The following is a 22,353-nucleotide window of genomic DNA, read 5'->3' as shown; positions in this document are numbered from 1 at the left end:
AAGGGTTGGCCCATGCTGCTGATGGAATGGATGGCAATGGTGGTGGGATATGGGTTAGCTCTAGCCCTAGGCTGCTGCATTGGCAGCTTTTTGAACGTGGTGATTTACCGCATCCCGGCTGGGCTATCCCTGCTGTTTCCCCCGTCCCGCTGTCCCCACTGCCTGAACCGCCTCAAGGCCTACGACAATGTGCCGGTGCTCGGCTGGCTGTGGCTGCGGGGTAAATGCCGCTACTGCAAGAGTGCGATCGCCCTTCGCTATCCCCTTGTGGAAGCTGGAACCGGCCTGCTATTTCTCCTCACCTTCATCGTGTATGGCGTCTCCTGGCAAACCCTCGGCTACTGGGCTTTCATTAGTTGGCTAATCTCCCTATCGTTAATCGACTGGGACACCATGACCCTGCCCAATCCGCTCACCCAGTCTGGTCTGGTGGTGGGTCTTGTGTTCCAAGCTAGCCTAGGCTGGATGCTCACCCAAAGCTGGAGCGGCGTGGCCCTGTACCTGATGGGTGGCATTGGCGCGGCGGTGTTGGGCATCTGGCTCTTTGATACGATCACCATTCTTGGATCAGCAGCCTTCGGGCGGGCGGCCATGGGTGGTGGCGATGCCAAGCTGGCCGCTATGATGGGAGCTTTCCTGGGCTGGAAGCTGCTGCTGCTTGCCAGTTTTCTCGCCTGTGCCATTGGAGCCTTCGCCGGTGGGGGAGCGATCGCCCTGGGATTATTAAACCGAGACCAGCCGATGCCCTTCGGCCCCTTTTTAGCGATCGGGGCCGTGCTGGCGCTGTTTGTGGGTCAAAGCCTGATTCAGGGCTATGTTCACCTGTTCTTCCCGTCCCTCATCCTGCCAGGGCTCGACACCTTTTAGACCTGCCTGCCGTCTGAGGAACCATGCTACTTAGATGACTTTAAATACCCACGGCTTGATGTAATCTTCATCCATCATTGATAATGATGAAGCCATCATGCAGGTTCCTCTGCGTGCTTTGATAAGATTATCCCTAACTCGCTGTGACCTGGATCACCCTAAAAACCACCGGGACTCGCTGGGAAGCCGACCTGATGCATCAAATCCTGACCGCCCACCAAATTCCATCCCGGGTCTTAAACCAGGGCATTGCTCCCCACTTTGGCTGCAGCACCCCGGCTGTCTTGCAGGTGCGCGCCCAAGATCAATGGACGGCTCTCCTGCTCCTCAGCCCTGTGGAAGAGGAGGAGGGGGCAGATGGGTGGGAGTTCTCCTAACCGGCTGTCCGCCAGATCATGTCATTGTTATAAAATCAACCGTTTTCAAGCAACCGTTTTCAAGCTTCTATCTAATCCTGTTGGATTAAACCCTTTACTGAGTCATAAGTGGAATTTCCATGTCTTTATTCGATTGGTTTGCAAATCGGCGGAAATCAGAACCTATTAGCAAGGATCGCCAAGAACGCGAGATTGCCGATGGGCTATGGAACAAGTGTGAAGCCTGCGGTGTTCTCACCTACACCAAAGATTTACGAGCCAATTGCATGGTCTGTCCAGAATGTGGACACCACATTCGCATTTTCAGCGACGATCGCATTCAGCAGCTCATTGATCCCGGCACCTGGACACCCCTCGATGAAGACCTCCGCCCCGGTGATCCCCTAGAATTCCGCGATCGCAAGGCCTATCGCGATCGCGTTCGAGAAACCCAGGAAAAAACCGGCCTGCTTGATGCGGTGCAAACCGGTATTGGTCAGCTCGACAGCCTGCCCATTGTCCTTGGCGTTATGGACTTTCGCTTCATGGGCGGCAGTATGGGGTCTGTGGTGGGCGAAAAACTCACCCGATTGATTGAACGCGGCACCCGCGAACGCTTGCCCGTAGTGATTATCTGCACCTCCGGCGGGGCGCGTATGCAGGAGGGAATGCTCAGCCTCATGCAAATGGCGAAAATTTCCGGTGCCCTAGAATTTCACCGCGAGGCGGGGCTGCTTTATGTGCCCGTGCTCACCCATCCCACCACCGGCGGCGTCACGGCGAGCTTTGCCATGCTGGGGGACATTATTTTGGCGGAACCCAAGGCGCTGATTGGCTTTGCCGGACGGCGAGTCGTAGAACAAACCCTGCGGGAGAAACTGCCGGAGGACTTCCAAACGGCGGAATATTTGCTCACCCACGGCTTCGTCGATGCGATCGTACCGCGTCCGCAGTTGAAACAAACCTTGGCGCAGCTGATTCTATTGCACCAGCCCTATGTGCATACGCCCCACTTCGTGCGGGTGCCCGAAACCCTGAAGCTAGAGTCGATTCGCCCAGACTAGAGGCAGGAGGGTAGCGATCGCCCCTCGCCTTTTTTCTCTGATGGGAAAGCCGGTGGTCAAATCCTCATGCTCTCGTCGGATGGTCTGATCGGTCATGGTGGGGCTTCCTGAAGATGCGCCCCCATGGCAGAGGTCTTAGCGATGGCGTAATGCAGCAAAGTCTTGCAAGATGGCGCGTTACGGCTACGCCTAGCAGTACCCGACGTCAGGACTGGTACCCGAGCGATCGCCCCCCACCCTTACTTTGGCGGTATGGGAGCGAGGGGGCGAACCGAGGGGTGGAGCTAGCTCTTAGGCTTGGGGCGGGATGAAGTTGTCTAAGCCATCCACCACGCGAATGGACTCAATGGAGTCGCCGGGCTTCAACTTGCCCAGCACTTCCTTGTTATCGACGACATAGCCAAAGACGGCGTAGCGGCCATCGAGCAGGTTGAGCCCCGCTGGCGTCAATTCTGGCTCAAACAGGAAGAAGAAGAACTGAGATGATGCACCGTTGGGCTCATCCCCCGGACGGGCCATGGCTACCGTGCCGTAGGACGAGAAAGGCAACACCGGCTGATCTAAAAAGCGTCCAGCATCTTCTAGGGTGACACCGTAAACCGGCTCAGAATCTCCTTCCACCATCACCTCTAGGGGAATGGCGCGGTAGGCACCGGTGGTGGGATCCATGAAACCTTCGTCTGGGCCTGGTGGATCACCCACCTGCACCACGTAGAAATCTTCGGCGCGGGTGAAGGGCAAGCCGTCGTAGAAGCCACGCTGCACCAAATCGACGAAGTTACCCGCCGTCACCGGCGCGTTGTAGCCATCTGCCACCATGGTGAGACTGCCTTGGGTGGTGGTGACCTCTAACGTAGCCCGACCCTTGAGCTGCGCTAGGTGGCTATACTCGGCGGGCACTTCAAAGGGAAAGGCCTGCACCATATCTTCTTCCAGCAGACCAACTTTGTCGAGAATGGCGGTGCGTCCATCCCAGATGGCTGATTTATCTTTGGTATCGATCGCCTCCCGCAAGCGACCAATATCATCTTTGATGCCAGCTACTAAGGCTTGGGCTTCGGCTTGTTTATCGCTGCGCACGCTGGGCAGGAGCTTGTCATCGGCCCGATCCAAAATTCGCTCTGCCCGAATTAAGTTCGTGTTCACCGAGCTGAGGCGGCGGCGGCCCCGGAGTGCTTCTGAAATATCCTCGATGCTAGATTGCAGGGTGCGCACCGGCTCATTGTCAATGGGCAAGGCGTAGCGCAACAGGGCGCGACCATCGGTGATGGCATTACCGGGCGGCAGGGCCTGGGCCGCACTTGGTAGCCCTAGGGTTGTGCAGAGGATCACCGCAGCAAGGGCGATCGCACTGACCGTCCGGCGCAGCAGCCCGTGGTTCATACAATGCCAAACCTGGCTTCGAACCAGTGATGTAAACGGATTCAACATGAATCTATACCCAAGTATTGCTCATACTGACGCACAGCCCAGAAGCCATACGCCTCATTTAGAGGATCCTGGTACGACATAGTTTGCAGAGTCTCGCAGGTATCCGTCCTATGTCTAATCTTGCCATAGGCTGAGCCCCCTCGCAGGTCAAGACTTGTGAGTTCCTGGAACCAAGATTGGAGTGAAAATCCGTTATCCTGCTCACAAATCCGTGAATGAGACTGCCTCAGAGCGGTAAAATAGATTGCCGATTGTTCTCCTTGAAGCAGTACCCATGATTTCCAGCAATGACTTTCGTACAGGTGTCAGCATTGAATTAGATGGATCGGTGTGGAAGGTAGTTGAATTTCTCCATGTGAAGCCTGGTAAAGGATCAGCCTTTGTGCGCACTAAGCTGAAGAACGCCCAAACCGGTAGCGTCATTGAAAAAACCTTCCGAGCTGGGGAAACCGTGCCTCAGGCCACTATCGAAAAGAGCGTGATGCAGCACACCTACAAAGAGGGTGAGCAGTTTGTCTTCATGGACATGGAAACCTATGAAGAAAGCCGGCTGAATGCTGACCAAATTGGCGATCGCGTCAAGTACCTGAAAGAAGGGATGGAAGCCAGCGTGGTTCGCTGGAATGATCAAATCATTGAAGTTGAGCTTCCCAACTCGATCGTGCTGGAGGTCACAGAAACCGATCCGGGTGTGAAGGGCGACACCGCCACAGGAGGCACCAAGCCTGCGATCGTTGAAACCGGCGCACAGGTGATGGTTCCCCTCTTCATTTCGATTGGAGAACGCATCAAAATTGATACCCGTAACGATAGCTATCTTGGTCGAGAAACCTAGGCGATCGCCCCTGGCTCTCCTCCCCAAGACTCTCATCTGCATCCAGACTTATCAAATTGAGTACTTGTCTAGTGGAATTTAGCTTCAATGATCTCTGTGAACTCCTAAAAGTTGTCCATCAAACTGATGTTGCAGAGTTAACGTTAAAAAGCGACGAATTTGAGCTCAACATTCGCAAGGGCGGGTTGGCCGGTGGAGCCGGTGCCACCGTTGCGGAGATGGCCATGCCGGCTACCCATCCCCAGGCAACTGCCTTCATGGCTGATGGATCCAACCGACCAGCTCCCGCCCCAACGCCGCCCCCTGCTGTGGTGGATCCTAAGTGGGTGGATATTACAGCGCCGATGGTGGGCACGTTTTATCGATCGCCCGCGCCGGGTGAGCCAGCCTTTGTGAATGTGGGCGATCGCGTTTCGGCGGGGCAGACGGTGTGTATTGTGGAAGCCATGAAGCTGATGAATGACATCGAAGCGGAAGTGGCGGGCGAGATTGTGGAAATTCTCGTCGAAAATGGCGAATCCATTGAATATGGACAGCCGTTGATGCGAGTCAACCCGTCCTAGATCGCTGCCAAGCGATCGCCCCGGCCGATACTCCTCAGCCTAGCCGCCCCACAGGTCTAGGCACGCGATCGCTTGCTCGTTTGCAGCCACATCAGCACGCCGCTCACTAGGAGCGTCAGGAGCCCTAACCCATTTAAAAAGGGATAGACCAGCGTCAAATCCACGGCTCCAAACTTACCGCGATGCACCTCTAGCAGCCATAGGAGACCACTGGTGTTGCCGGTGCTCATGGCAATTTGAAAGCCCATACCCGTCAGCAATGTGAGCAGTAGGGGCAGGGCCATGACTGGCGCAAACCATCGATGCAGTTGCCGTACTCGTAGTCGGTTCACCCTCATGGTGCTCTCCTTCTAGCTTGTTCATAACATGTGAGATCACCCTTGATGGGTCACGATTCAGCCAGGGTCTGCTGCTGCCGAGCTCGATAGCTGGTCTTCTGTTCCTCCGTTAAGCGATCGCTGCACTGAGGACAGCAAACGCCTGGCTCATAGAGCGGTGACCCTTGATCTTCCAAGGTGACAGGATGCCCACAGGCAGGACACATGTCGCAGGAGCCGATCGCCAAGCCGTGGGTCACCGCGACTCGCTGATCAAACACGAAACATTCTCCCTGCCAAAGGCTCTGGTCGGCGGGAACCGTTTCTAGGTACTTCAAAATACCACCCTGCAGGTGATAAACCTGCTCAAACCCTTGGGAGAGCAGGTAGGACGAGGCCTTCTCACAGCGAATGCCCCCGGTGCAAAACATAGCAATTTTGGGATGTTGCTGGGGGTTTAGGGTGCGTTGGGCATAGTCGGGAAAGTCTCGAAATGAACGAGTCTGGGGATTGTGTGCGCCTTGGAATGAACCGATCGCCACCTCATAATCATTACGCGTATCAATCACTAGCACATCCGGATCGGTAATCAGGTCATTCCACTGATCGGGAGACACATAGGTACCGACTTGCTGCGCTGGCGACACGGCGGGCATACCGAGGGGCACAATTTCAGGACGAATGCGAACTTTCAGGCGCTCAAAGGGTAGCTCATTCCCATAGGATTCTTTCACCTCTAGGTCTGCCCAGTAAGGCGCTTGACGCAGAATCGCCAAAAATTGGTCGATGGCGGCGCGAGATCCGGCAATGGTGCCATTGATGCCCTCTTGGGCCAGTAAAATTGTGCCCTTAATGCCAAGCTGCTGACTATGGTCACGCAACCGCTGCTGTTCCGCAGCACAGTCAGCGATCGCCGCAAATTTATAAAAGGTGGCAATTACAATCATAAGCGAGTCTAGACTCATCGTCGGCGGGTGCTCAAGAGCTTAGGAGACTATATCAACTTTCTGATCATCCGCCACCCTTTTCCAAGCAACACCTGGGTATCTATAGTGAGGTGCCGCAGTGAGGTGCCGCGATCGCTGCCCATACTAGCTCGCCTTGGTCTAGGTGGCCTGGAGAGAGACTCCAGAGGCACTAGAGGCGGGAAGCTGGGGAACTTACCTAGGGATTCAGTCTCCTAATCAGTCTCCTAAACTGGAGATAAGCCTGAGCCTATCTCGACGGTTTGCGCAGCTTGAACACTTGCGCATCACGCATCCTCAGAGGCATGGATGTCACATAAAACCTCATAGAACTCGGTTTGCGGAACACCTACAAAGAGGGGAGCCATTTTTTTCAAGATAGCTTCATGTAAGGCCGTTTGGTTGGCCTGCATGTCTTCCACGCTTTTCCAAATAATAATAGAAATGCCGCGATCGCTTCCCGGTTCTTGCAGCAGATATGCCCCCTTGAAGCCCTCTGCATAGGTAGCGATCGCTTGTTCATACAGATCTCTGGCTTCCGCAAACTTCCCAGGTTTGAACTCGCCGATGGCTACATGGGCAAAGTCCCGGGTCAAAAAATCCTGGAAATCATTCATACTTTCTTCCACGCACTCCTCCTTCTTGGGCAAACAGGATGCTGCCCATCTCATTCTATGTTCACGCTATCACCCGTTTTGACGATCTACTTGTCTTGCTAACGCTTAATTTATAAAGTCCTGATTTGGGACGATGGGCAGGTCAATATATGGGGCGATCGCCCCTGAATAGCTTGACCCAACCCTGAGTTGGATGACGTTATGGGTAGAAATCTCCATAGATGGTGCGGCTTTGCCTAGCACCCTAGAACGATGGGCAGGCCAACGTAGGAGGCGATCGCCCCCTCACAGATGCCTCCCAGCGCTTGCCTACAGTCGTGCTGAGATGGATCGAACCGGCGATTAGTCTTCAGACCAATCTTCCCGTCCTAGTAAATCAATAATGCGATCGCGTAGCAGATAGTCGTTATCTTCTAATTCACACTCGATACAGACCCATTCGCGGTTGGGAAAATAGCGGCAGAGGGTATAGATGGGCTGATGGCGATCAATGGTTTTGGCGTCGGTTAGATGACGCACTTCGTCTCGAATGGCATCAATGGAATAATGGGTGGCTTGCAGCATGTCAATCGCTCCTCGACTGTAGATGGGTGGGATGCAACTGGACGCATTAGAAAGGCGTGATCATACTGAATGAGTGCAGGGTGAACGTTTAGGACGGAGTAGACGGGCTATCTATCCGAGCGATCGCTCGGGCAGGCTGTTGGTCATCAGTCCGGTCTAGACCTAGAACAACAGCGGCATTCATGGCCTTGGGTTACGCTAAAACCCAGGAGAGCGATCGATGGGCTACCTCAATCATGCATCGATGGATCAGGTGCTGAGCAGCAGCGATGCTCAAGCTGTCCTCTCTTCTCTCACTGTACGAGAGAACGGTTTAGAGGATGCAAATCAGTCTAAATACTTAACTCAACGTGAGTGTGACGCGGCTCGCAGAGAGTAAAGTCGTTGGACTCCCGATGCAGCAAGGACTCCCGTACTTTGAGGTCGGGGATGGTTCAGGAGTATGCGCCCGGTGAGACGGCGGCTTCGTTGCCTAACGGCACACGAGAGCTTACTTTGCACCAGGGGTGAGCATGATCAGGTGCTGATCGAGGAGCGATCGCACCCCGGCCACATCCAGATCGACCTCGGCCAGCAGATCTGCCACTGTACGCTTATTTGAATTGGCGTCGCAGGCCTGCAAAAACTGTAGGTCAGCATCTTGGATCTGCACAATCTGATAGTCAGCGTTGAACATGGTCAGGCTCGGCCAACCTTCAATGCAGGGATGGCGAGCGGGAATGGCGGCCAGCAGCGCCGCATTGGATGACCAATCAGCCTTGGGCAAGGGAGGCTGGCCGAGGAAAAATTCATAGTGGGTAATCGTGGACGGATCGAGCAGCTCAATCAAACGGTAGCGCTGGCGATCGCTTAAGGTTTGGGCGCGTTCCATCAGCTCTGGTGATTGACCCAACAACCGCTCAAGCTGCCAAACTTGGGGATTGGAAAAGCCGATGAACTCTAACCCAGAAGCATTGATCAGATCAAACAGCGTATCGATGGTGTAGTCAACTTCCTGGGGATGGACATACATGTCGGCAAAACATTCATCCCGCTGATTTTCTAGAGACCAGCGCTCTTGCTCCCGCTTCACCAATCGGTTGTCAGCCGGTAGAGATGCGAAAATTTGCCGCCCCACCGCCACGCCATCCCGATAGTCTCCCCGCTGCGATCCTTGCAAGAGAGCGATCGCCTGCTGCATGAGCTGAATTTCCCAGCGTCCATGGGCAGCGTAGACGAAAATGTGCATAATGCCGCCGGGGGCGAGCTTCTGGGAGAGGGCCTGGATGCCGCGAATGGGATCGGGTAAATGATGCAGCACGCCGACGCAGTTGATCAGGTCAAAGTCACCAGGGAGCTGATCCACATCGTAGAGGCTGAGGTTGATGAAGCTAGCCCGATCGGCTCCGGAGCGTTGGCAGCGCTCTTTGGCCACGGCGATCGCTCCAGAACTCAAGTCAATCCCCACCACGGACGCCTGAGCGTTGAGATGCACGAGATATTCTGTGCCAACGCCCGTACCGCAGCCGGCATCTAAAATCCGGACAGCATTGGTGCTGGGAGCCTGTCCGGTGCAAAAACTATAGGCAGCCTGCCAATTCCAACGCCAGTTATATCCCGGCGGCGGCTCATCTAGGAGGGGCTCGGGGGGAAAGGGGTAGGTGTTGTAGAGTCGGGCTACGGCCGCGCTGACCGCTTGAGCCTCAGGATTAGAATCCGTCATGGTTTTGTTATTACAGCAAGACGATTGTATTGAACTGATTCCTTGGCATGTCCAAGGGTATTCAATGTCCTGATTCAGTTTACGGAGATTACCATAGCATCCTGCGATCGCCTCTAACACCCCTAGATGGACAGACTAGGGGGAGGCCGTAGTCGCGACGGCAAAATCCGGCGCATCCGCATAGGAACACCAATCACTCCAACTACCGGCATAGAGCTTGCCAGATCTCAGTCCAGCTATCTCCAGGGATAGAAGATTGACGCAGGCCGTGACCCCAGACCCACAGTAAACCAGATGTTGATCGTGGTGGGCGATCGCCTGCCAGCGCTGCCGTTGCTCGGAGGGCGATCGCACCTGCCCCTGGGCATCGGTCACCTCTTGCCAAGGATAGTTCACCGCACCGGGGATATGACCGGCAATCGGATCAATGGGCTCCCGTTCTCCTCGGTAGCGATCGCTCTCCCGCGAGTCTACTAGGACTGCACCAGGCTGATTGAGAGCCGCCAGAACATCATCTCGGGTCACCAGCCAGTTGGTCTGGACTTGGGGCACAAACTGGGCAGGCGTTGGCTGGGGCATTGCTGTCGATAGCTCGTATCCTGCTGCCGTCCAAGCCGACAGTCCTCCATCTAAGACTCGGACGCGATCGTGGCCCAGGTAGCGCAACAGCCACCAGAGGCGGGAGGCAAAGGCTAGCCGGGAATCATCATAGACCACCACCAGGGTCGCTTCTCCTGCCTGCCCAGACTGAATTCCCGCAGCGCCCAAGGTCTGAGCTAACGCGTCTAGGTCTGGTAGGGGATGGCGGCCGCCGTGGGTGCCTACCGGCCCAGACAGATCCCGATCTAGGTCAACATACACCGCGCCGGGAATGTGGCCGGTTTCGTAATGCTGTTGTCCCAGGCTGGGATCTCCTAGGGCAAAGCGGCAATCAGCGATCGCCACCTGGGGATCCTCAAGATGGTCGGCAAGCCAATCGGTAGAAACTAGGGGAGAGGTGTCAGGCATGGTGAATGAAGTACAGGGGCTGGAGCCGTCAGGTTACAAGTCTGCTGGATCATGACCACCAGCGACTCCGATCGGGTCTCATCTCATCTCATCTAAGAGGATGGCGGCGTGGATACGGTTTCTGCTACCCAAGCCAGATAGGCAGATGAACCCGCCACAATCGGCAAGGCAATAATTTCTGGCAGGTCGTAGGAATGCAGCGCTTGAATAGCTTGCACCAAGTCTTCCCCTTGGGCCAAGTTGGTTTTAATCACCAGTTGCCATTCGGCATCCTTGCAAAGAGCGCCTTGCCAGCGATAAATCGATTGAATGGGCATCAGGCTCACGCAGGCCGCTAGGTTCCGTTCCACCAACGAACGGGCGATCGCTTCCCCCTCGCTCTGAGAGGATACTGTTACTAAAACGACGCCTAGGCGCGGTGTTTCAAGGGGTTGGGACTCTGAATTAGGCATCAATACCATAATGGGCGATCGCTAGAGGCGGATAGGCTGCCTAGTTGAGGAGCTGAAGCGCTTCTATAGGAAGCTGGAGCATAGCTAGGGGCGATCGCGCCCCAATCGTCTTGACGAGGGGAGGGTGGATCCATCGCGGCGGCGGGCGCATCCTGTTTGCCATTCTGGGTCTCAGACGACAGCAAGCTGAAATATTTCCGGGCTGCCTCGGTCAAAATCACCGCTTGAAACCTTGCTTCATCTAGCTTAATGCCCAGTAAATGGGCATGGCTCAAATCAGCCCGATCTAAATTGGCACGGCTGAGATCGCTCCAGCTCAGTTCGGCATGGCTGAGGTGAGCACCGGACAAGTCTGCGCCCATCAGGTTGGCCTGGGTCATACTAGCGCCCTGAAGCTGAGCTTCACTGAGGTTGCTGAGGGTCAAGTTGGCCTGGCTGAGGTCAGCTCCGTTCAGCTTGGCTTGACTAAGATTGACCCCCGTGAGGTCAACACCCTTCAGATCCAAGCCGTTCAGAAAGGCTTTTTCGAGATTCACTCCGGTGAGGAAGGCTCCGGTGAGGTTGGCCCCACTCAAGCGTGCGCCGTTGAGGTTGGCCCAGCTCAGGTTGGCTCCGGAAAGATCGGCATTGCGTAAATTGGCACCCTGTAGATTAGTGCCGCAGAGGTTGGCCCGGTGCAGGCAGGCTCCCCGCAAATTTGCCCCGTTTAGATCTGCACCGCTGAGCTTGGCTTTAGAGAGATCGGATTTCACCAAAAAGGCACCCACCAAGACTGCCTTGGTCAGGTCGGCATCAACCAACCGTCCTTCGCTGAGCTTGACGTAGCTCAAATCTGCCCAGTTTAGAAATGTTTCCGATAGATCCGACTGGGTGAGAAATGCACGGCTCAAATTTGCGCCCGTAAGGTTGGTACCCACCAAGCCCAACCCTAGGAGCGTTTGTCGGGAAAGGTCGATATTGCGCAGATCTAGCCCTGTAAAATCTCGCTGACCGGCTTCGTACTGCTCAAGAAGATGACGAATGTCCATACCGCAATCACTCCATGAATCCAAGCTGGCAGTGCAGATCAAGCCGCTCGGCTGGATTAGATATCGTTAGGTTGAAAGGGAATCGCATCAGAGTTGGCATAAGGGAGCTTTTGCAACCGAGATGGGGTGGGGGCTTCAGCTTAGACCCAGTTTGACAGCATGTCTGAGGATCTATCTGAGGATCTAAATGAGCATCTAAATGGATGTCTAAATGAGCGACCAGGCTCTCAGCAAGGTTCAGGATGTAAATGGGAATCTAAATAATGTCTCAATAGTCTTAAGTTATGCCAAAATTCTGCAAAACCGATCAACGGTTAAGATTGCTTGATGTATTGGCAAAAAACTATAACTCTTCTCCACGTCTAAATGCTCCTTGGGGCTGATTGCCCTCGTTTCTGCTGGCTCTGGCAATAGCGAGATGGTGAGGGCTGGAGGTTGCACCCCATAGTAGATGGAACTCTATCGTAAAGAAGACTATTAGGAGGACGATTCCACTGTGAAAACCTGGGTAGCTTGGGGACTGTGGCTAGGCTTTATTGTCTATGCCTTTGGATTTTCTCCCCCCGACCAAGCCGATACTGTCTCGCTTATTCAAGCCTTAGCTTCGGGGCAATGGCAGGGCATTAACCCGTTGATTGTGGCGCTGTTTAACATCATGGGCCTATGGCCGATGATCTACGCTAGCGTTTTGCTGATCGATGGATCCGGGCAGCGGTTTCCAGCCTGGCCCTTTGTGCTTGGCTCCTTTGCTGTAGGGGCGTTTGCCCTATTGCCCTATCTGGGGTTGCGCCGACCCAATCCCAGCTTTTCCGGGACGAAATCTAAGCTGCTGGCCCTGCTAGACTCGCGCTGGACTGGGGCAGCGATCGCCCTCGGTGTATTCATTCTCCTCGGCTATGGCTGCTTGACGGGAGACTGGGGTGATTTTGTCCAGCAATGGCAAACCAGTCGGTTTATCCATGTGATGAGCCTAGATTTTTGTCTGCTCTGTCTGCTCTGCCTGCTGTTTCCGGCTCTGTTGGGAGATGATATGGCCCGCCGGGGGCTCACCGCCCGCTGGATTGTTTGGGCTGTAACCCTCACGCCCTTGATCGGCCCATCTCTGTATCTAGCTTTGCGGCCACCGCTCCAGGCGTCTCCTCCAGAAGCTTCCTCGCAGCCTACGGTTGCTTCATCGTCCTGAACCATTCCTGAACCATGACAGAAAAACCAGGGAGCGATCGCCCCCTGGTCAACATGTTCGACGTGAATGGTTTGACGATCTCTGAGGAGATCAGTGCAACTCTTACTTGTCGGTTTCGGTGAAATCGGCGTCGATCACATCGTCGTCATCACCGCCGCTGGGAGGCGTGGGGCCGCCTTCGCCTCCAGGCACTGGGCCCTCACCGCCCGCTTGCTGGTAGAGGTTGTTGCTGACGCTGTAGAACGCTTCTTGCAGTTCCGTGGTCAGGGTTTTCATGGCCTCGTAGTTTTCGCTGGCGATCGCTTCCCGAAGGGACTTCACCAAACCATCGATTTTCTCCTTGTCGGCTGCTGGCACCTTGTCGCCCAGTTCGCCAAGCTGCTTCTCGGTTTGGTAGGCCAAGGAATCGGCTTGGTTCTTGAGGTCAATGTTCTCCCGCCGTTCGCGATCGGTTTCTGCATTGGCTTCCGCCTCCCGCACCATCCGATCCACTTCGTTGTCTGGCAGGGTGGAGGCACCGGTAATGCTAATGGATTGCTCTTTGCCCGTGCCCTTATCCTTGGCGCGCACATTGAGGATACCGTTGGCATCAATATCGAAGGTGACTTCAATTTGAGGCACACCACGAGAGGCTGGGGGGATGCCATCCAGACGGAAGGTTCCCAAGCTCTTGTTGTCGTTGGACATTTCCCGTTCCCCTTGGAGAACGTGGATTTCCACATTGGTTTGCCCATCGGCAGCGGTGGAGAACACCTCCGACTTCTTGGTAGGAATGGTGGTGTTGCGAGGAATAATCTTGGTCATCACACCGCCCAGGGTTTCCACACCCAAGGAAAGCGGCGTCACGTCGAGGAGCAAGATATCTTTGACTTCCCCAGCTAGCACACCGGCCTGAATCGCCGCGCCCACTGCCACCACTTCATCCGGGTTCACGGTTTGGTTAGGATCTTTGTCCAAAACCCGCTTCACCAGCGCCTGCACGGCGGGAATCCGGGTGGAACCACCCACCATCACCACTTCATCAATGGCTGACTTGTCGAGCTTGGCGTCACGCATGGCGTTTTCCACCGGCACGCGACAGCGATCGATCAAGTCGGAGCACAGTTCTTCAAACTTGGCGCGGGTCAAGGTGGTATCTAGGTGCTTCGGCCCATCTTGGGTTGCGGTGATGAAGGGCAGGTTGATTTCAGCCTGGGTAACGCTCGACAGCTCAATCTTGGCCTTCTCGGCGGCTTCTGTGAGGCGCTGTAGGGCTTGCTTGTCCTTGCGGAGGTCAATGCCTTCGACTTTTTGGAATTCTCCAGCCAAGAAGTCCACAATTTTCTTATCGAAGTCATCCCCACCCAAGTGGGTGTCGCCAGAGGTGGCTAGTACTTCAAACACGCCATCACCCACTTCTAGGATGGAGACATCGAAGGTACCACCACCCAAGTCAAACACCAGTACGGTTTCATTGCTCTTGCGATCGAGACCGTAGGACAGGGAAGCGGCGGTTGGCTCGTTGATAATCCGCAGCACTTCCACGCCGGCAATCTTACCCGCGTCCTTGGTGGCTTGCCGCTGGGAATCGTTGAAGTAAGCCGGGACGGTAATCACGGCTTGGGTGACCGTTTCACCGAGATATTTGCTGGCATCATCAATCAGCTTCCGCAGAACTTGAGCAGAAATTTCTTCCGGCGCAAACTGCTTGCCCACCGATGAACAGTCAATCTTCACGTTACCGTTGACGTTCAGCACCTGGTAGGACACTTCGGTGGTTTCGTGGGTGACTTCATCAAAGCGTCGGCCAATGAACCGCTTCACGGAATAGAAGGTATTCTCTGGGTTCATCACCGCTTGACGCTTTGCGATTTGCCCTACAAGGCGATCGCCATTTTTTGCATAGGCGACGACCGAGGGAGTTGTCCGAAATCCTTCTGCGTTGGCGATGACGGTTGGTTTCCCACCTTCCATGACCGCGACGCAGGAGTTTGTTGTTCCAAGGTCAATTCCAACAACTTTTGCCATAGTTTGCGTTGCTCCGGGTTACGACTGGGGTGACTGACGACTGGGGCAAATTGGTTAGGCGACGAGGGCATACAGGGCCCCCAGAAGACGCCGGGACTGGAATTCGGGATAGCCGAACTCCCTTGAAGACGCCCACGACTGCTCATCATCTCAAAGCTTGCGGGTCGTTCTACACCATCTCTATATAGGAATACTGCCGTACCTGAACTAGACTTGAGCGATCGCTGAGCCTGCGTGAAAACCGGATGTTGGCGGGATCGATGTAGATCCTTAGCCGGGCTCCGGTGGGGAACCTTGTCTCACCGATTGAGACCCTAGCTCACCCCACATGTCAGACTAGCCATGCACTGACTATCAGACGAAATTCATATAGCCCCGTCTTTGAGATCAGGCATTTCCATGCATTGAGCAGCGTTTGTCAACCAATTTGCATCATCGACGTCCTGTTTCGATGTTTTGACTTGCTTCTATATTGCTTGTCCGACCGCCTCCCCATGAAGGCGTGGTTACCGAACCATAGTGGACGGTTCACGGCTTTTTACCCAAGAAATCTAGGTCTTGTTGAGCCTAGGTAAATCGTCTTAGGCAGATTCTGGGAACGAACGAACAGGCCCTGGAAGCTCTAGCATTCTCCTGGTTCAACCGAAACCGATGGAACCCTGCCCGCCCCATCGAGGGAAGAAGCGTGCCTGGTGGAGCCTTGCCATGTCTTCAGTGTAGAAGTGAAGGCGATCGCTGGGGTTGGGGGGAACCGTAACCCCATAGGCGGGTTTGCCGCCAGTTGCCAACAATTTGAGGGAATCGACCCAGGAGACGTCCCAAACTTCCGTCTTGCGAGTTAATACATTTGCACTATTCTGTCTTGTGAATTAATACATGTGTACTATAATAGGTGCAGGACTCTTACCCCGACTGCCATGGACTCCCTGCGATCTGAACAGCAAGCCATTTACGCCGAGCTTCGCCATCTGCAGCAGCGCGTGCAGCTTTATTTCCAAGCCACTCAAGTATCGCCAGAGGGGGAGCGATCGCCCCAGGATCCCACCTCTAGCACTTCCGGAGCAGATGACTACCAACCCTTCCCGCCGCCTCGTCGAACGGGGCGATCGCCCCGGCCCTCGCTGCACCATGCCCCTCTCCCCGATCGGCTCACCGCCATCACCTACGCCCCACCGCGCAGCAAGCCTGCACCGGCAGACACCGCAGACACCTTTTCAGATCAAGATTGGCAATCTGCCCAGCTAGAAGAGGCCTGGCAGCGGTTTGAGACCCAGATCCGTCACGTCAACCACTTAGCGGATGAGCAAGAAACCGCCCTTGTAGACCTATGGACGGTGGCTGAGGAGGTGAGTGTGCTGTGGCATCAAGGGTCGGCAGGCGATCGCCCCCCCATGGTTCCTTTGGCAGTGGATCCAACGCTCGTGGGCATTCCTCAGGTGATGGCTGGGGGGGATGGGCTCTGGCAATTAACGCCGCGATCGCTGGATGAACGTTACCGATCCGCTATGGTTCAACCCCCATCCGATCGCGATGCTCCTCGGTTTTTCCAAGACGACGGCCAGAGCGATCGAGTCGTTGCTCCTCAGGCTGGGATGCCAGAGCGATCGCTGCTCCCCGATCCACGTTCATCATGGCGATCCCGTCCGACATCCCATTCATCGTCCCGCACTGCTCAGTCCACCGATCAGTCCGCCGGACTCGCCGATCATCCTGGATGGCGGATCTGGGCAGGGTTGATCAGGGTGGGGCGATCGCTGCAAGCAGGGCTTGTGCGACTGCATCAACAGCAGCGCCGCCGCAACCGATTCCGCACCACCACGCCCCAGCTACCGGTTCTTGATCTTCAGGGAGCGGCTCTGTGGATTGTCGGAGCTGCGATCGCCCGCGTCATCTTGGCAGCGGCGCAGGTAGCTTGGCCATCCCTACAGCCTCTGTGGTTGATGCTGATGGTGCTTCCAGCGGCGATCGCTGTCTATCGAGTCACCCTTGCTCCCCAAACGGGATTTGTCACCGCCTACCGGCTTACTCTGATTTTGATCGGGCTGCTCATCGGTGGACGCATCTAGACCCGTTGATGACCTCTAGGTTGAATATCCTCACGTCAAGGAGTTAGTACGTCATGGCAAAACGGCCGATGCCTGCCCGCACGGTTCAATTCACCATCCTATGCAGCATGATCCTGGTGCTGATTGGATTAGTCACCGGTTTAAATCCCCTCAGCCTCCTGGCTAAACATGACCAGGGCGATCGCTGCCAGGGAGAAACCAATGGCGATCGCACCCTCTCGCGCCGTCAACTTTCGCAATTGCTCGACATCCCAGACGGCCAGTCACGGCAAGAACTCCAAGCCGTGTTGCAAAGCCCCTACTGCCAGCTTGCCGCCCTAGAGGGTTCCGATCTGGACACCAGAGAAGATGCCTACCCCTTAGAATTCGATCCGCAAACGTGGCTTGTGGTGCAGTATGAGAGCGATCGCTACAGAGGCTATCGTTTCTACTTCCGTCGGTAGCGCTTTGGATGGACTTTGCCTAGAGAAGAGGCGTTCGGCAAACTTAGACCGAACTCGCGTTACGGCAGCAATCGCCCCTAGGTGATTGAGTGTGTATTGGTTGGCGATCGCCGACTCGTCTAAGCTGGTGCTGGATTTCACGGTGCTCAACTCAGCCTATGCCAAGAGATTTGTCCGTCAACCAGCTCGTGACCTAGCCTCAATCTTCCTCCGCCAGGGTTTCAATCAGCAAATCCATATGCTGCTGATGCTCCGACAAAAATGCCTCGCACTGTTGCAGGTAGTGAACGGCGGTGGCAAATTGTTCAAACACATCCGCCAGCTCCAGCTCCCCCAGTTCAATTTGCTCAATAATGGTCTCAACCTCTGCCACGGTCGTTTCATAATGCCAATCGTCGGGCAAAGGCTGGTTATGATCCGGTGGAACTGTCCCATCAGGGAAATCAATCATACAACTCCAAGATTAGGACGTAGGCGGCGGAATGGGCTCAACAGCAGTGACCTGCACCTGAATGGTTCCATCGGCGAAGGTAATCCTCAGGGGCTGTCCGGCGGGCAAGCCCTGCAGCGATCGCACGATCTGCCCCTGCTCGTTGCGCACCACCGCATACCCTCGCTGGAGGACAGCGGTGGGATCAATGGAAATCAGCGCTTGTTTCAGGGCGTAGCAGCGCTGCTGTTGAGTAGTTAGTTGGCGGCGAACAGACTGAATGAGCTGTTGCTGTAACCATTGCACGACTTGGGTTTCCTGCCGCAGGCGACGATCGAGACGTACCTGTTGGAGGCGCGATCGCGATCGCTGCAGGCGGGCTTCAACCTGATCGAGGTAGCTCCTAACCGCTTGCTTTAAGGACGCTACCCGTTCGTGATGTTGATTCAAAAGCGCTTGGAGATCGGGCACTGCCAATTCTGCGGCCGCCGTGGGCGTATGGGCACAAACATCAGCGGCTAGGTCTGATAAGGATTCATCTCGCTGGTGGCCAATGCCCGCCACGATGGGAATGGGACAGGCAGCGATCGCCCGCACCACCCGCTCATCATCAAAACAAACCATATCTTCCGCTGCCCCGCCGCCCCGCGACAGAATTAGCACCTCAGCCCGGCCGTCTTGCACCACCCGCTCGATGGCCGCCACGATGCTCTCGGGCGCTTGATCGCCCTGGACGAGAGCCGGGGAAAACAGCACATGCAGACCTGGGTAGCGGGAACGCAGGGTGCGCTGAACATCGCCCCAAGCGGCAGCCTGTGGTGAGGTGACCACCGCCACGGTTTGGGGATAGGCCGGCAGCGATCGCTTTTGGTGATCATCAAACAACCCTTCTACCTGGAGGCGATCGCGCAATTGCTGATAGCGAATAGCCCGCAGACCTGCCCCAGCAGGAATAGTTTGGGTCACAATCAGTTGATACTGTCCCCGCCGAGGGTAGACCCGCACCTGCCCCAGCACAATCAACTGCGCGCCAGGATTAGGAACCGTCGTCAACCGCGATAGCTGATGATTCCACACCACGCAATGTACCGACGCTAGGGCATCCGGGTCATGGAGCGTGAAAAATAATCCACTGCGGTAGCGGTTAGCACTCGACACCTCCCCCATCACCCACACCTGCTGCAACTGTGGATCTGCTTCCACAACAGACTGGATATGAGCATTCAGCCCCGCCACAGAGAGCATCGAGTCGGGCAATAGTGCGGTAAAACTCTGCATAGACGCTGTGATTAAACCCTTATATGCCTCTGCTCATTAGCATAGGCTGTGTTTTGATATAGTGGCACTCTGGACATCAATTCTGTTTACCCTTGAGACGTTCGAGCCTGACCCATGATCAATGGTCAAGAACCACCCCAACTGTTAAAACAAAAGCTGCTGTACCAAGGCCGCAAGTTTGCCTTTGAAGTTGCTCGCCTCCGCCTCCCCAATCGCGCTGAAATCGATGGTGAATGCATCCGCCATCCAGGTGGGGCATTAGCGATTCCGGTGACCCCAGACGGGCAACTGGTGCTAACCAAACAATATCGCTTTGCCGCCTGCGGGCGATTGCTAGAGTTTCCGGCTGGGACAGTCGAACCCCATGAGGATCCGGCTACCACCATCCAGCGTGAAATTCAGGAAGAGGTGGGCTATCGCGCCCAGCGCTGGCAAACCCTAGGGACATTTCTGCTTGCGCCTGGCTATTCTGATGAGAAAATTTATGCCTTTCTAGCCCAAGATCTAGAAAAGCTGGAGGTACCCCTGGCTCAGGATCTCGATGAAGACATCGATGTGGTACATATGACGGTGGCAGAGGTGGAGCAGGCTATCTTCGAGGGTCAGTTAGTTGATGCTAAATCCATTGCTAGCTTCTTCCTAGCCCGCCCCTTGTTGTCCTAGGGAGCGATCGCCTCTGTGACCCAGCAACTCGTGGCCCTGTGCGAGCGCGAACGTTAAAGGCAAATGCCACATGCGAATGTCACATCTCTGACATGATGAATCGGTTTTTGCTAGACAAATGTCATGATAAGCAGAAGTTTGCCGACCTGGATATGAGGTCAATAACCCATACCGGCAATCGGGGCTAACAGACCAAGATGGCTAACCGCTAACGTGACTTTCTTTGATGTTGAAGTTGAATGTGTCTGCGCCAACTGAGCTACTCTGGGCCTTAATTGGGCTAATTCTAACCATTGGTGGGACGTTTCTAGAGGCGTCCATCATGAATGTGCCGTGGCTATGGGAGCACCAGGGCACGATTACCCAGTCTCTCGGTGTTAGTTATCAAATTGCAGCGGTACTGTTGGTGGGATGCTTGGGGGGAAAAAATGCAGGCCTCATGTCTCAGTTGGCCTACCTAGCGCTGGGGCTCACCTGGCTGGATATTTTCACCCAAGGCGGCGGCTTTGGCTATGTGCAATCTCCCACCTTTGGCTATCTATTGGGGTTTGTGCCAGGGGCATGGGTTTGTGGATCCTTAGCTTTTCAAATGCCGCCTCGCCTAGAGTCGTTAGCGCTCAGTTGTGTCAGCGGTTTGTTGACCATTCATGCGGTAGGCATCAGCTATTTAGCGATCGCCCGTTGGGGTGGTTGGCTAACGGCGACCTCTGGATCATTGTTGCAACAGGTTTTGCTCTATTCCCTCCATCCTTTACCAGGACAGCTCGCGATCGCCTGTGCGGTCACGGTTCTAGCCTTTGGCTTACGTCGCCTGATGTTTTACTAAAGGGTTGATCGAGCAGAACTTCTATAAATGTTGAGTGGATGCTGAGGATGGGTTAGCGATCGCTCGCCGCATCCAAGCTTGACAGGGCAGCGCGTTACGGCTGCGCCTAGCAGCACCCTACTGAGATCGTTGACTCACAGACGAGCAAGCGTAACCGTTTGACCAGGGCGATCGCCTGCTAATTCTGCCCCGAGCGATCCATTGATCCCCATTTATCTTTAGCAATTCGGCGGGAAGCCCCGCACTCTACGCAAAGCGTAAGTGTCGGGATGAAAGCCAAGGCGATGGAGTGGAACGGAGTCGCCAAACTCTGTTAGCTATTTCTAGGGAGCATTACTGCCTTCCCTAAGTTATAGTAGAAATATGCTTGTATTGACCTACTCATACCGAATTTACCCAGATCTTGAACAAGAACTCCAGATGCTGAATTGGCTGGAGACTTGCCGCAGGGTCTATAACTACGCGGTCGGAGAGCGCAAAGACTGGATCAACAGTAGAAAGTGCCCGGTCAATGCCTGCAGTCTCCAGAAGGAGTACATCATCCCAGCCGACACTCCTTATCCCGATTACTACCGCCAGAAGAAGGCGTTAACTGAAGCTAAGAAGACGAACCCTGAACTCAAAGCGGTTTATTCTCAAGTGCTTCAAGATGTGATTGGAAGAGTTGACGCCGCCTTTGCCGCATTCCACCAAAAGCGAACTGGGTTCCCTCGGTTCAAGAAATTTGGTCAGATGCGGTCGTTTCTGTTTCCGCAGATGAAGGGTGAGGCGATTGATAGCAACACCATCAAACTACCGAAAATCGGTCTAGTGCTGATCAACCTACATCGCCCCATTCCCGAAGGTTTTACCCTAAAAGCCGTTCGGGTCGTGCGGAAACATTCCGGCTGGTACGTCATGCTGACGCTGAAGGCTGAGGTGGATGTACCTGACATTCCGCCAGAGGGTCATGCCTTGGGGTTGGATGTGGGTCTGGAGTATTTCCTATCCACCTCTGATGGTAAGCAGGTTTCTCGTCCTCGTTTCTTTAATAAGCTGCACCGCAAGCTGAAATCGCTGCAACGTAGACTGAACGGGAAACAGAAGGGGTCGAAAAACTGGCTCAAGCTCATTAAGCGGATCGGTCGAGTTCACGAAAATATTGCGAGTTACCGTCTGGATTGGCAGTTCAAGTTGGCTCATCATCTCTGCGACCAAGCCGGGATGATATCCGTTGAAGACTTGGACTTCAGGACACTCGCCAAGGGCTTCCTTGGCAAACATATGATGGATGCTGGCCTGGGTCAGTTCGTCAACATCGTGCTACCGTGGGTTTGCTGGAAACGTGGGGTCTACTACGGCAAGGTCAACCCTAGAGGCACCAGTCAAGAATGTCCTGACTGCGGTGCTGAAGTCCGCAAAGACCTGAAAGACCGCATCCACCGTTGCAGTGAATGCGGTTCTATCAAACCCAGAGATGTTGCCAGCGCTCAAGTCATTCGCAATCGTGGTCTCTCGGTCGTGGGTCTCACGGCTGATGAAATCGCCTGTGGACGGGTTCTGTCGGGGGCTTTGCCTAGACAAGACCGAACGAAGCAGGTAGTCGCTGGAGCGATCCAGTGAAGCCCGCGCTGTACCCGTAGGGTCAGCGTCGGGAGAACGTCACTATGAGCAAGGGTGATCGGGAACGATGAGTCTCCCATGGAGCG

23 protein-coding genes are annotated in these 22,353 nt (G+C 55.0%); 11 read left to right on the top strand and 12 right to left on the bottom strand.

All coding sequences use genetic code 11. The annotated features are described in order from the left end of the window. The first annotated feature begins 21 nt into the window (after nt 1-21). The 3 genes from JUJ53_RS15065 (at nt 22) to accD (ending at nt 2,287) form a co-directional block, all read left to right on the top strand. Entirely contained in the window at nt 22-867 is an 846-nt protein-coding gene (locus JUJ53_RS15065; protein ID WP_204152990.1) for an A24 family peptidase, read from the top strand. A gap of 143 nt (nt 868-1,010) precedes the next feature. After that, entirely contained in the window at nt 1,011-1,244 is a 234-nt protein-coding gene (locus JUJ53_RS15060; RefSeq protein WP_204152836.1) for a hypothetical protein, read from the top strand. A 119-nt stretch (nt 1,245-1,363) separates the two neighbouring features. Next, on the top strand, nt 1,364-2,287 hold the full coding sequence (accD, locus tag JUJ53_RS15055; protein ID WP_204152835.1) for an acetyl-CoA carboxylase, carboxyltransferase subunit beta: 924 nt from the start codon (nt 1,364-1,366) through the stop codon (nt 2,285-2,287). A 291-nt stretch (nt 2,288-2,578) separates the two neighbouring features. Here accD and JUJ53_RS15050 read toward each other — a convergent pair whose 3' ends face one another. Next, nucleotides 2,579-3,670, bottom strand: coding sequence for a peptidylprolyl isomerase (locus JUJ53_RS15050; RefSeq protein WP_204152834.1), 1,092 nt, complete (start codon nt 3,668-3,670; stop codon nt 2,579-2,581). Between the two features lie 322 nt (nt 3,671-3,992). Between JUJ53_RS15050 and efp the strand changes: the two genes are divergently transcribed. Next, nucleotides 3,993-4,553 (top strand): elongation factor P, encoded by a 561-nt coding sequence (gene efp / locus JUJ53_RS15045; protein WP_204152833.1) that lies wholly within the window; start codon nt 3,993-3,995, stop codon nt 4,551-4,553. A gap of 56 nt (nt 4,554-4,609) precedes the next feature. Beyond that, nucleotides 4,610-5,116: an acetyl-CoA carboxylase biotin carboxyl carrier protein gene (gene accB / locus JUJ53_RS15040; RefSeq protein ID WP_239125080.1), complete on the top strand. Its 507-nt coding sequence runs from the start codon at nt 4,610-4,612 to the stop codon at nt 5,114-5,116. Between the two features lie 56 nt (nt 5,117-5,172). Here accB and JUJ53_RS15035 read toward each other — a convergent pair whose 3' ends face one another. The 8 genes from JUJ53_RS15035 to JUJ53_RS15000 form a co-directional block, all read right to left on the bottom strand. Next, a complete protein-coding gene (locus tag JUJ53_RS15035) occupies nt 5,173-5,454 on the bottom strand; it encodes a PepSY domain-containing protein (RefSeq protein ID WP_204152832.1) in 282 nt (93 codons plus the stop codon). Nucleotides 5,455-5,504: 50 nt separating this feature from the next. Further along, nucleotides 5,505-6,380 carry a rhodanese-related sulfurtransferase gene (locus JUJ53_RS15030; protein WP_239125079.1) on the bottom strand — a complete coding sequence of 292 codons (876 nt, stop codon included), beginning with the start codon at nt 6,378-6,380 and terminating at the stop codon, nt 5,505-5,507. Nucleotides 6,381-6,685: 305 nt separating this feature from the next. Beyond that, nucleotides 6,686-7,015, bottom strand: a complete 330-nt coding sequence (locus tag JUJ53_RS15025) for an antibiotic biosynthesis monooxygenase (RefSeq protein ID WP_204152830.1) — start codon at nt 7,013-7,015, stop codon at nt 6,686-6,688. Between the two features lie 342 nt (nt 7,016-7,357). Beyond that, nucleotides 7,358-7,579, bottom strand: coding sequence for a DUF4327 family protein (locus tag JUJ53_RS15020; protein WP_204152829.1), 222 nt, complete (start codon nt 7,577-7,579; stop codon nt 7,358-7,360). Between the two features lie 490 nt (nt 7,580-8,069). Further along, nucleotides 8,070-9,281: a class I SAM-dependent methyltransferase gene (locus JUJ53_RS15015; protein ID WP_204152828.1), complete on the bottom strand. Its 1,212-nt coding sequence runs from the start codon at nt 9,279-9,281 to the stop codon at nt 8,070-8,072. A 135-nt stretch (nt 9,282-9,416) separates the two neighbouring features. After that, complete coding sequence (locus JUJ53_RS15010; protein ID WP_204152827.1) at nt 9,417-10,289, bottom strand: sulfurtransferase; 873 nt, start codon at nt 10,287-10,289, stop codon at nt 9,417-9,419. A 92-nt stretch (nt 10,290-10,381) separates the two neighbouring features. Then, nucleotides 10,382-10,741, bottom strand: coding sequence for a divalent-cation tolerance protein CutA (cutA, locus tag JUJ53_RS15005; RefSeq protein ID WP_204152826.1), 360 nt, complete (start codon nt 10,739-10,741; stop codon nt 10,382-10,384). After that, entirely contained in the window at nt 10,741-11,769 is a 1,029-nt protein-coding gene (locus JUJ53_RS15000; RefSeq protein WP_204152825.1) for a pentapeptide repeat-containing protein, read from the bottom strand. Before JUJ53_RS15000 ends, cutA begins: the two co-directional genes overlap by 1 nt. A gap of 496 nt (nt 11,770-12,265) precedes the next feature. Here JUJ53_RS15000 and JUJ53_RS14995 point away from each other — a divergent pair, with 496 nt between their 5' ends. Then, nucleotides 12,266-12,952, top strand: a complete 687-nt coding sequence (locus JUJ53_RS14995; RefSeq protein ID WP_204152824.1) for a DUF2834 domain-containing protein — start codon at nt 12,266-12,268, stop codon at nt 12,950-12,952. Between the two features lie 102 nt (nt 12,953-13,054). Here the strand turns inward: JUJ53_RS14995 and dnaK are convergent, their stop codons facing one another. Beyond that, nucleotides 13,055-14,959: a molecular chaperone DnaK gene (dnaK, locus tag JUJ53_RS14990; RefSeq protein ID WP_204152823.1), complete on the bottom strand. Its 1,905-nt coding sequence runs from the start codon at nt 14,957-14,959 to the stop codon at nt 13,055-13,057. A 917-nt stretch (nt 14,960-15,876) separates the two neighbouring features. On the opposite strand from dnaK, the gene JUJ53_RS14985 reads away from it, so the two are divergent. Next, a complete protein-coding gene (locus tag JUJ53_RS14985) occupies nt 15,877-17,025 on the top strand; it encodes a hypothetical protein (RefSeq protein ID WP_204152822.1) in 1,149 nt (382 codons plus the stop codon). Between the two features lie 53 nt (nt 17,026-17,078). Then, on the top strand, nt 17,079-17,468 hold the full coding sequence (locus JUJ53_RS14980) for a hypothetical protein (RefSeq protein ID WP_204152821.1): 390 nt from the start codon (nt 17,079-17,081) through the stop codon (nt 17,466-17,468). Between the two features lie 199 nt (nt 17,469-17,667). On the opposite strand, the gene xseB is transcribed toward JUJ53_RS14980, so the two are convergent. Continuing rightward, the gene (xseB, locus tag JUJ53_RS14975; RefSeq protein WP_204152820.1) at nt 17,668-17,919 is read right to left on the bottom strand and encodes an exodeoxyribonuclease VII small subunit; all 252 of its coding nucleotides are present in this window, start codon (nt 17,917-17,919) and stop codon (nt 17,668-17,670) included. A gap of 12 nt (nt 17,920-17,931) precedes the next feature. Further along, nucleotides 17,932-19,176, bottom strand: a complete 1,245-nt coding sequence (xseA, locus tag JUJ53_RS14970; RefSeq protein WP_204152819.1) for an exodeoxyribonuclease VII large subunit — start codon at nt 19,174-19,176, stop codon at nt 17,932-17,934. 114 nt (nt 19,177-19,290) lie between these two features. Between xseA and JUJ53_RS14965 the strand changes: the two genes are divergently transcribed. The 3 genes from JUJ53_RS14965 to JUJ53_RS14955 all read left to right on the top strand — a co-directional run bounded on the left by JUJ53_RS14965 (nt 19,291) and on the right by JUJ53_RS14955 (nt 22,267). After that, nucleotides 19,291-19,839 (top strand): NUDIX hydrolase, encoded by a 549-nt coding sequence (locus JUJ53_RS14965; protein ID WP_204152818.1) that lies wholly within the window; start codon nt 19,291-19,293, stop codon nt 19,837-19,839. Between the two features lie 241 nt (nt 19,840-20,080). Beyond that, the gene (locus tag JUJ53_RS14960; protein WP_343327961.1) at nt 20,081-20,665 is read left to right on the top strand and encodes a biotin transporter BioY; all 585 of its coding nucleotides are present in this window, start codon (nt 20,081-20,083) and stop codon (nt 20,663-20,665) included. Nucleotides 20,666-21,028: 363 nt separating this feature from the next. Beyond that, nucleotides 21,029-22,267 (top strand): RNA-guided endonuclease TnpB family protein, encoded by a 1,239-nt coding sequence (locus JUJ53_RS14955; RefSeq protein WP_204152816.1) that lies wholly within the window; start codon nt 21,029-21,031, stop codon nt 22,265-22,267. Nucleotides 22,268-22,353: the final 86 nt, after the last annotated feature.

Origin of the sequence: Leptolyngbya sp. CCY15150 (genome assembly GCF_016888135.1) — a bacterium.
Taxonomy (GTDB): Bacteria; Cyanobacteriota; Cyanobacteriia; order RECH01; family RECH01; genus RECH01.
Note: the sequence above shows the minus strand (reverse complement) of the source record. Positions and strands in the feature narration are given on the sequence as shown.

Bases quoted from the DNA above. Each gene is read 5' to 3' on its own strand.
- JUJ53_RS15065 (WP_204152990.1), top strand. From the start codon at position 22: ATGGAATGGATGGCAATGGTGGTGGGATATGGGTTAGCTCTAGCCCTA.
- accD (WP_204152835.1), top strand. From the start codon at position 1,364: ATGTCTTTATTCGATTGGTTTGCAAATCGGCGGAAATCAGAACCTATT.
- JUJ53_RS15050 (WP_204152834.1), bottom strand. From the start codon at position 3,670: ATGAACCACGGGCTGCTGCGCCGGACGGTCAGTGCGATCGCCCTTGCT.
- efp (WP_204152833.1), top strand. From the start codon at position 3,993: ATGATTTCCAGCAATGACTTTCGTACAGGTGTCAGCATTGAATTAGAT.
- JUJ53_RS15035 (WP_204152832.1), bottom strand. From the start codon at position 5,454: ATGAGGGTGAACCGACTACGAGTACGGCAACTGCATCGATGGTTTGCG.
- JUJ53_RS15030 (WP_239125079.1), bottom strand. From the start codon at position 6,380: ATGATTGTAATTGCCACCTTTTATAAATTTGCGGCGATCGCTGACTGT.
- JUJ53_RS15025 (WP_204152830.1), bottom strand. From the start codon at position 7,015: ATGAATGATTTCCAGGATTTTTTGACCCGGGACTTTGCCCATGTAGCC.
- JUJ53_RS15020 (WP_204152829.1), bottom strand. From the start codon at position 7,579: ATGCTGCAAGCCACCCATTATTCCATTGATGCCATTCGAGACGAAGTG.
- JUJ53_RS15015 (WP_204152828.1), bottom strand. From the start codon at position 9,281: ATGACGGATTCTAATCCTGAGGCTCAAGCGGTCAGCGCGGCCGTAGCC.
- JUJ53_RS15010 (WP_204152827.1), bottom strand. From the start codon at position 10,289: ATGCCTGACACCTCTCCCCTAGTTTCTACCGATTGGCTTGCCGACCAT.
- cutA (WP_204152826.1), bottom strand. From the start codon at position 10,741: ATGCCTAATTCAGAGTCCCAACCCCTTGAAACACCGCGCCTAGGCGTC.
- JUJ53_RS15000 (WP_204152825.1), bottom strand. From the start codon at position 11,769: ATGGACATTCGTCATCTTCTTGAGCAGTACGAAGCCGGTCAGCGAGAT.
- dnaK (WP_204152823.1), bottom strand. From the start codon at position 14,959: ATGGCAAAAGTTGTTGGAATTGACCTTGGAACAACAAACTCCTGCGTC.
- JUJ53_RS14985 (WP_204152822.1), top strand. From the start codon at position 15,877: ATGGACTCCCTGCGATCTGAACAGCAAGCCATTTACGCCGAGCTTCGC.
- JUJ53_RS14980 (WP_204152821.1), top strand. From the start codon at position 17,079: ATGGCAAAACGGCCGATGCCTGCCCGCACGGTTCAATTCACCATCCTA.
- xseB (WP_204152820.1), bottom strand. From the start codon at position 17,919: ATGATTGATTTCCCTGATGGGACAGTTCCACCGGATCATAACCAGCCT.
- xseA (WP_204152819.1), bottom strand. From the start codon at position 19,176: ATGCAGAGTTTTACCGCACTATTGCCCGACTCGATGCTCTCTGTGGCG.
- JUJ53_RS14965 (WP_204152818.1), top strand. From the start codon at position 19,291: ATGATCAATGGTCAAGAACCACCCCAACTGTTAAAACAAAAGCTGCTG.
- JUJ53_RS14955 (WP_204152816.1), top strand. From the start codon at position 21,029: ATGCTTGTATTGACCTACTCATACCGAATTTACCCAGATCTTGAACAA.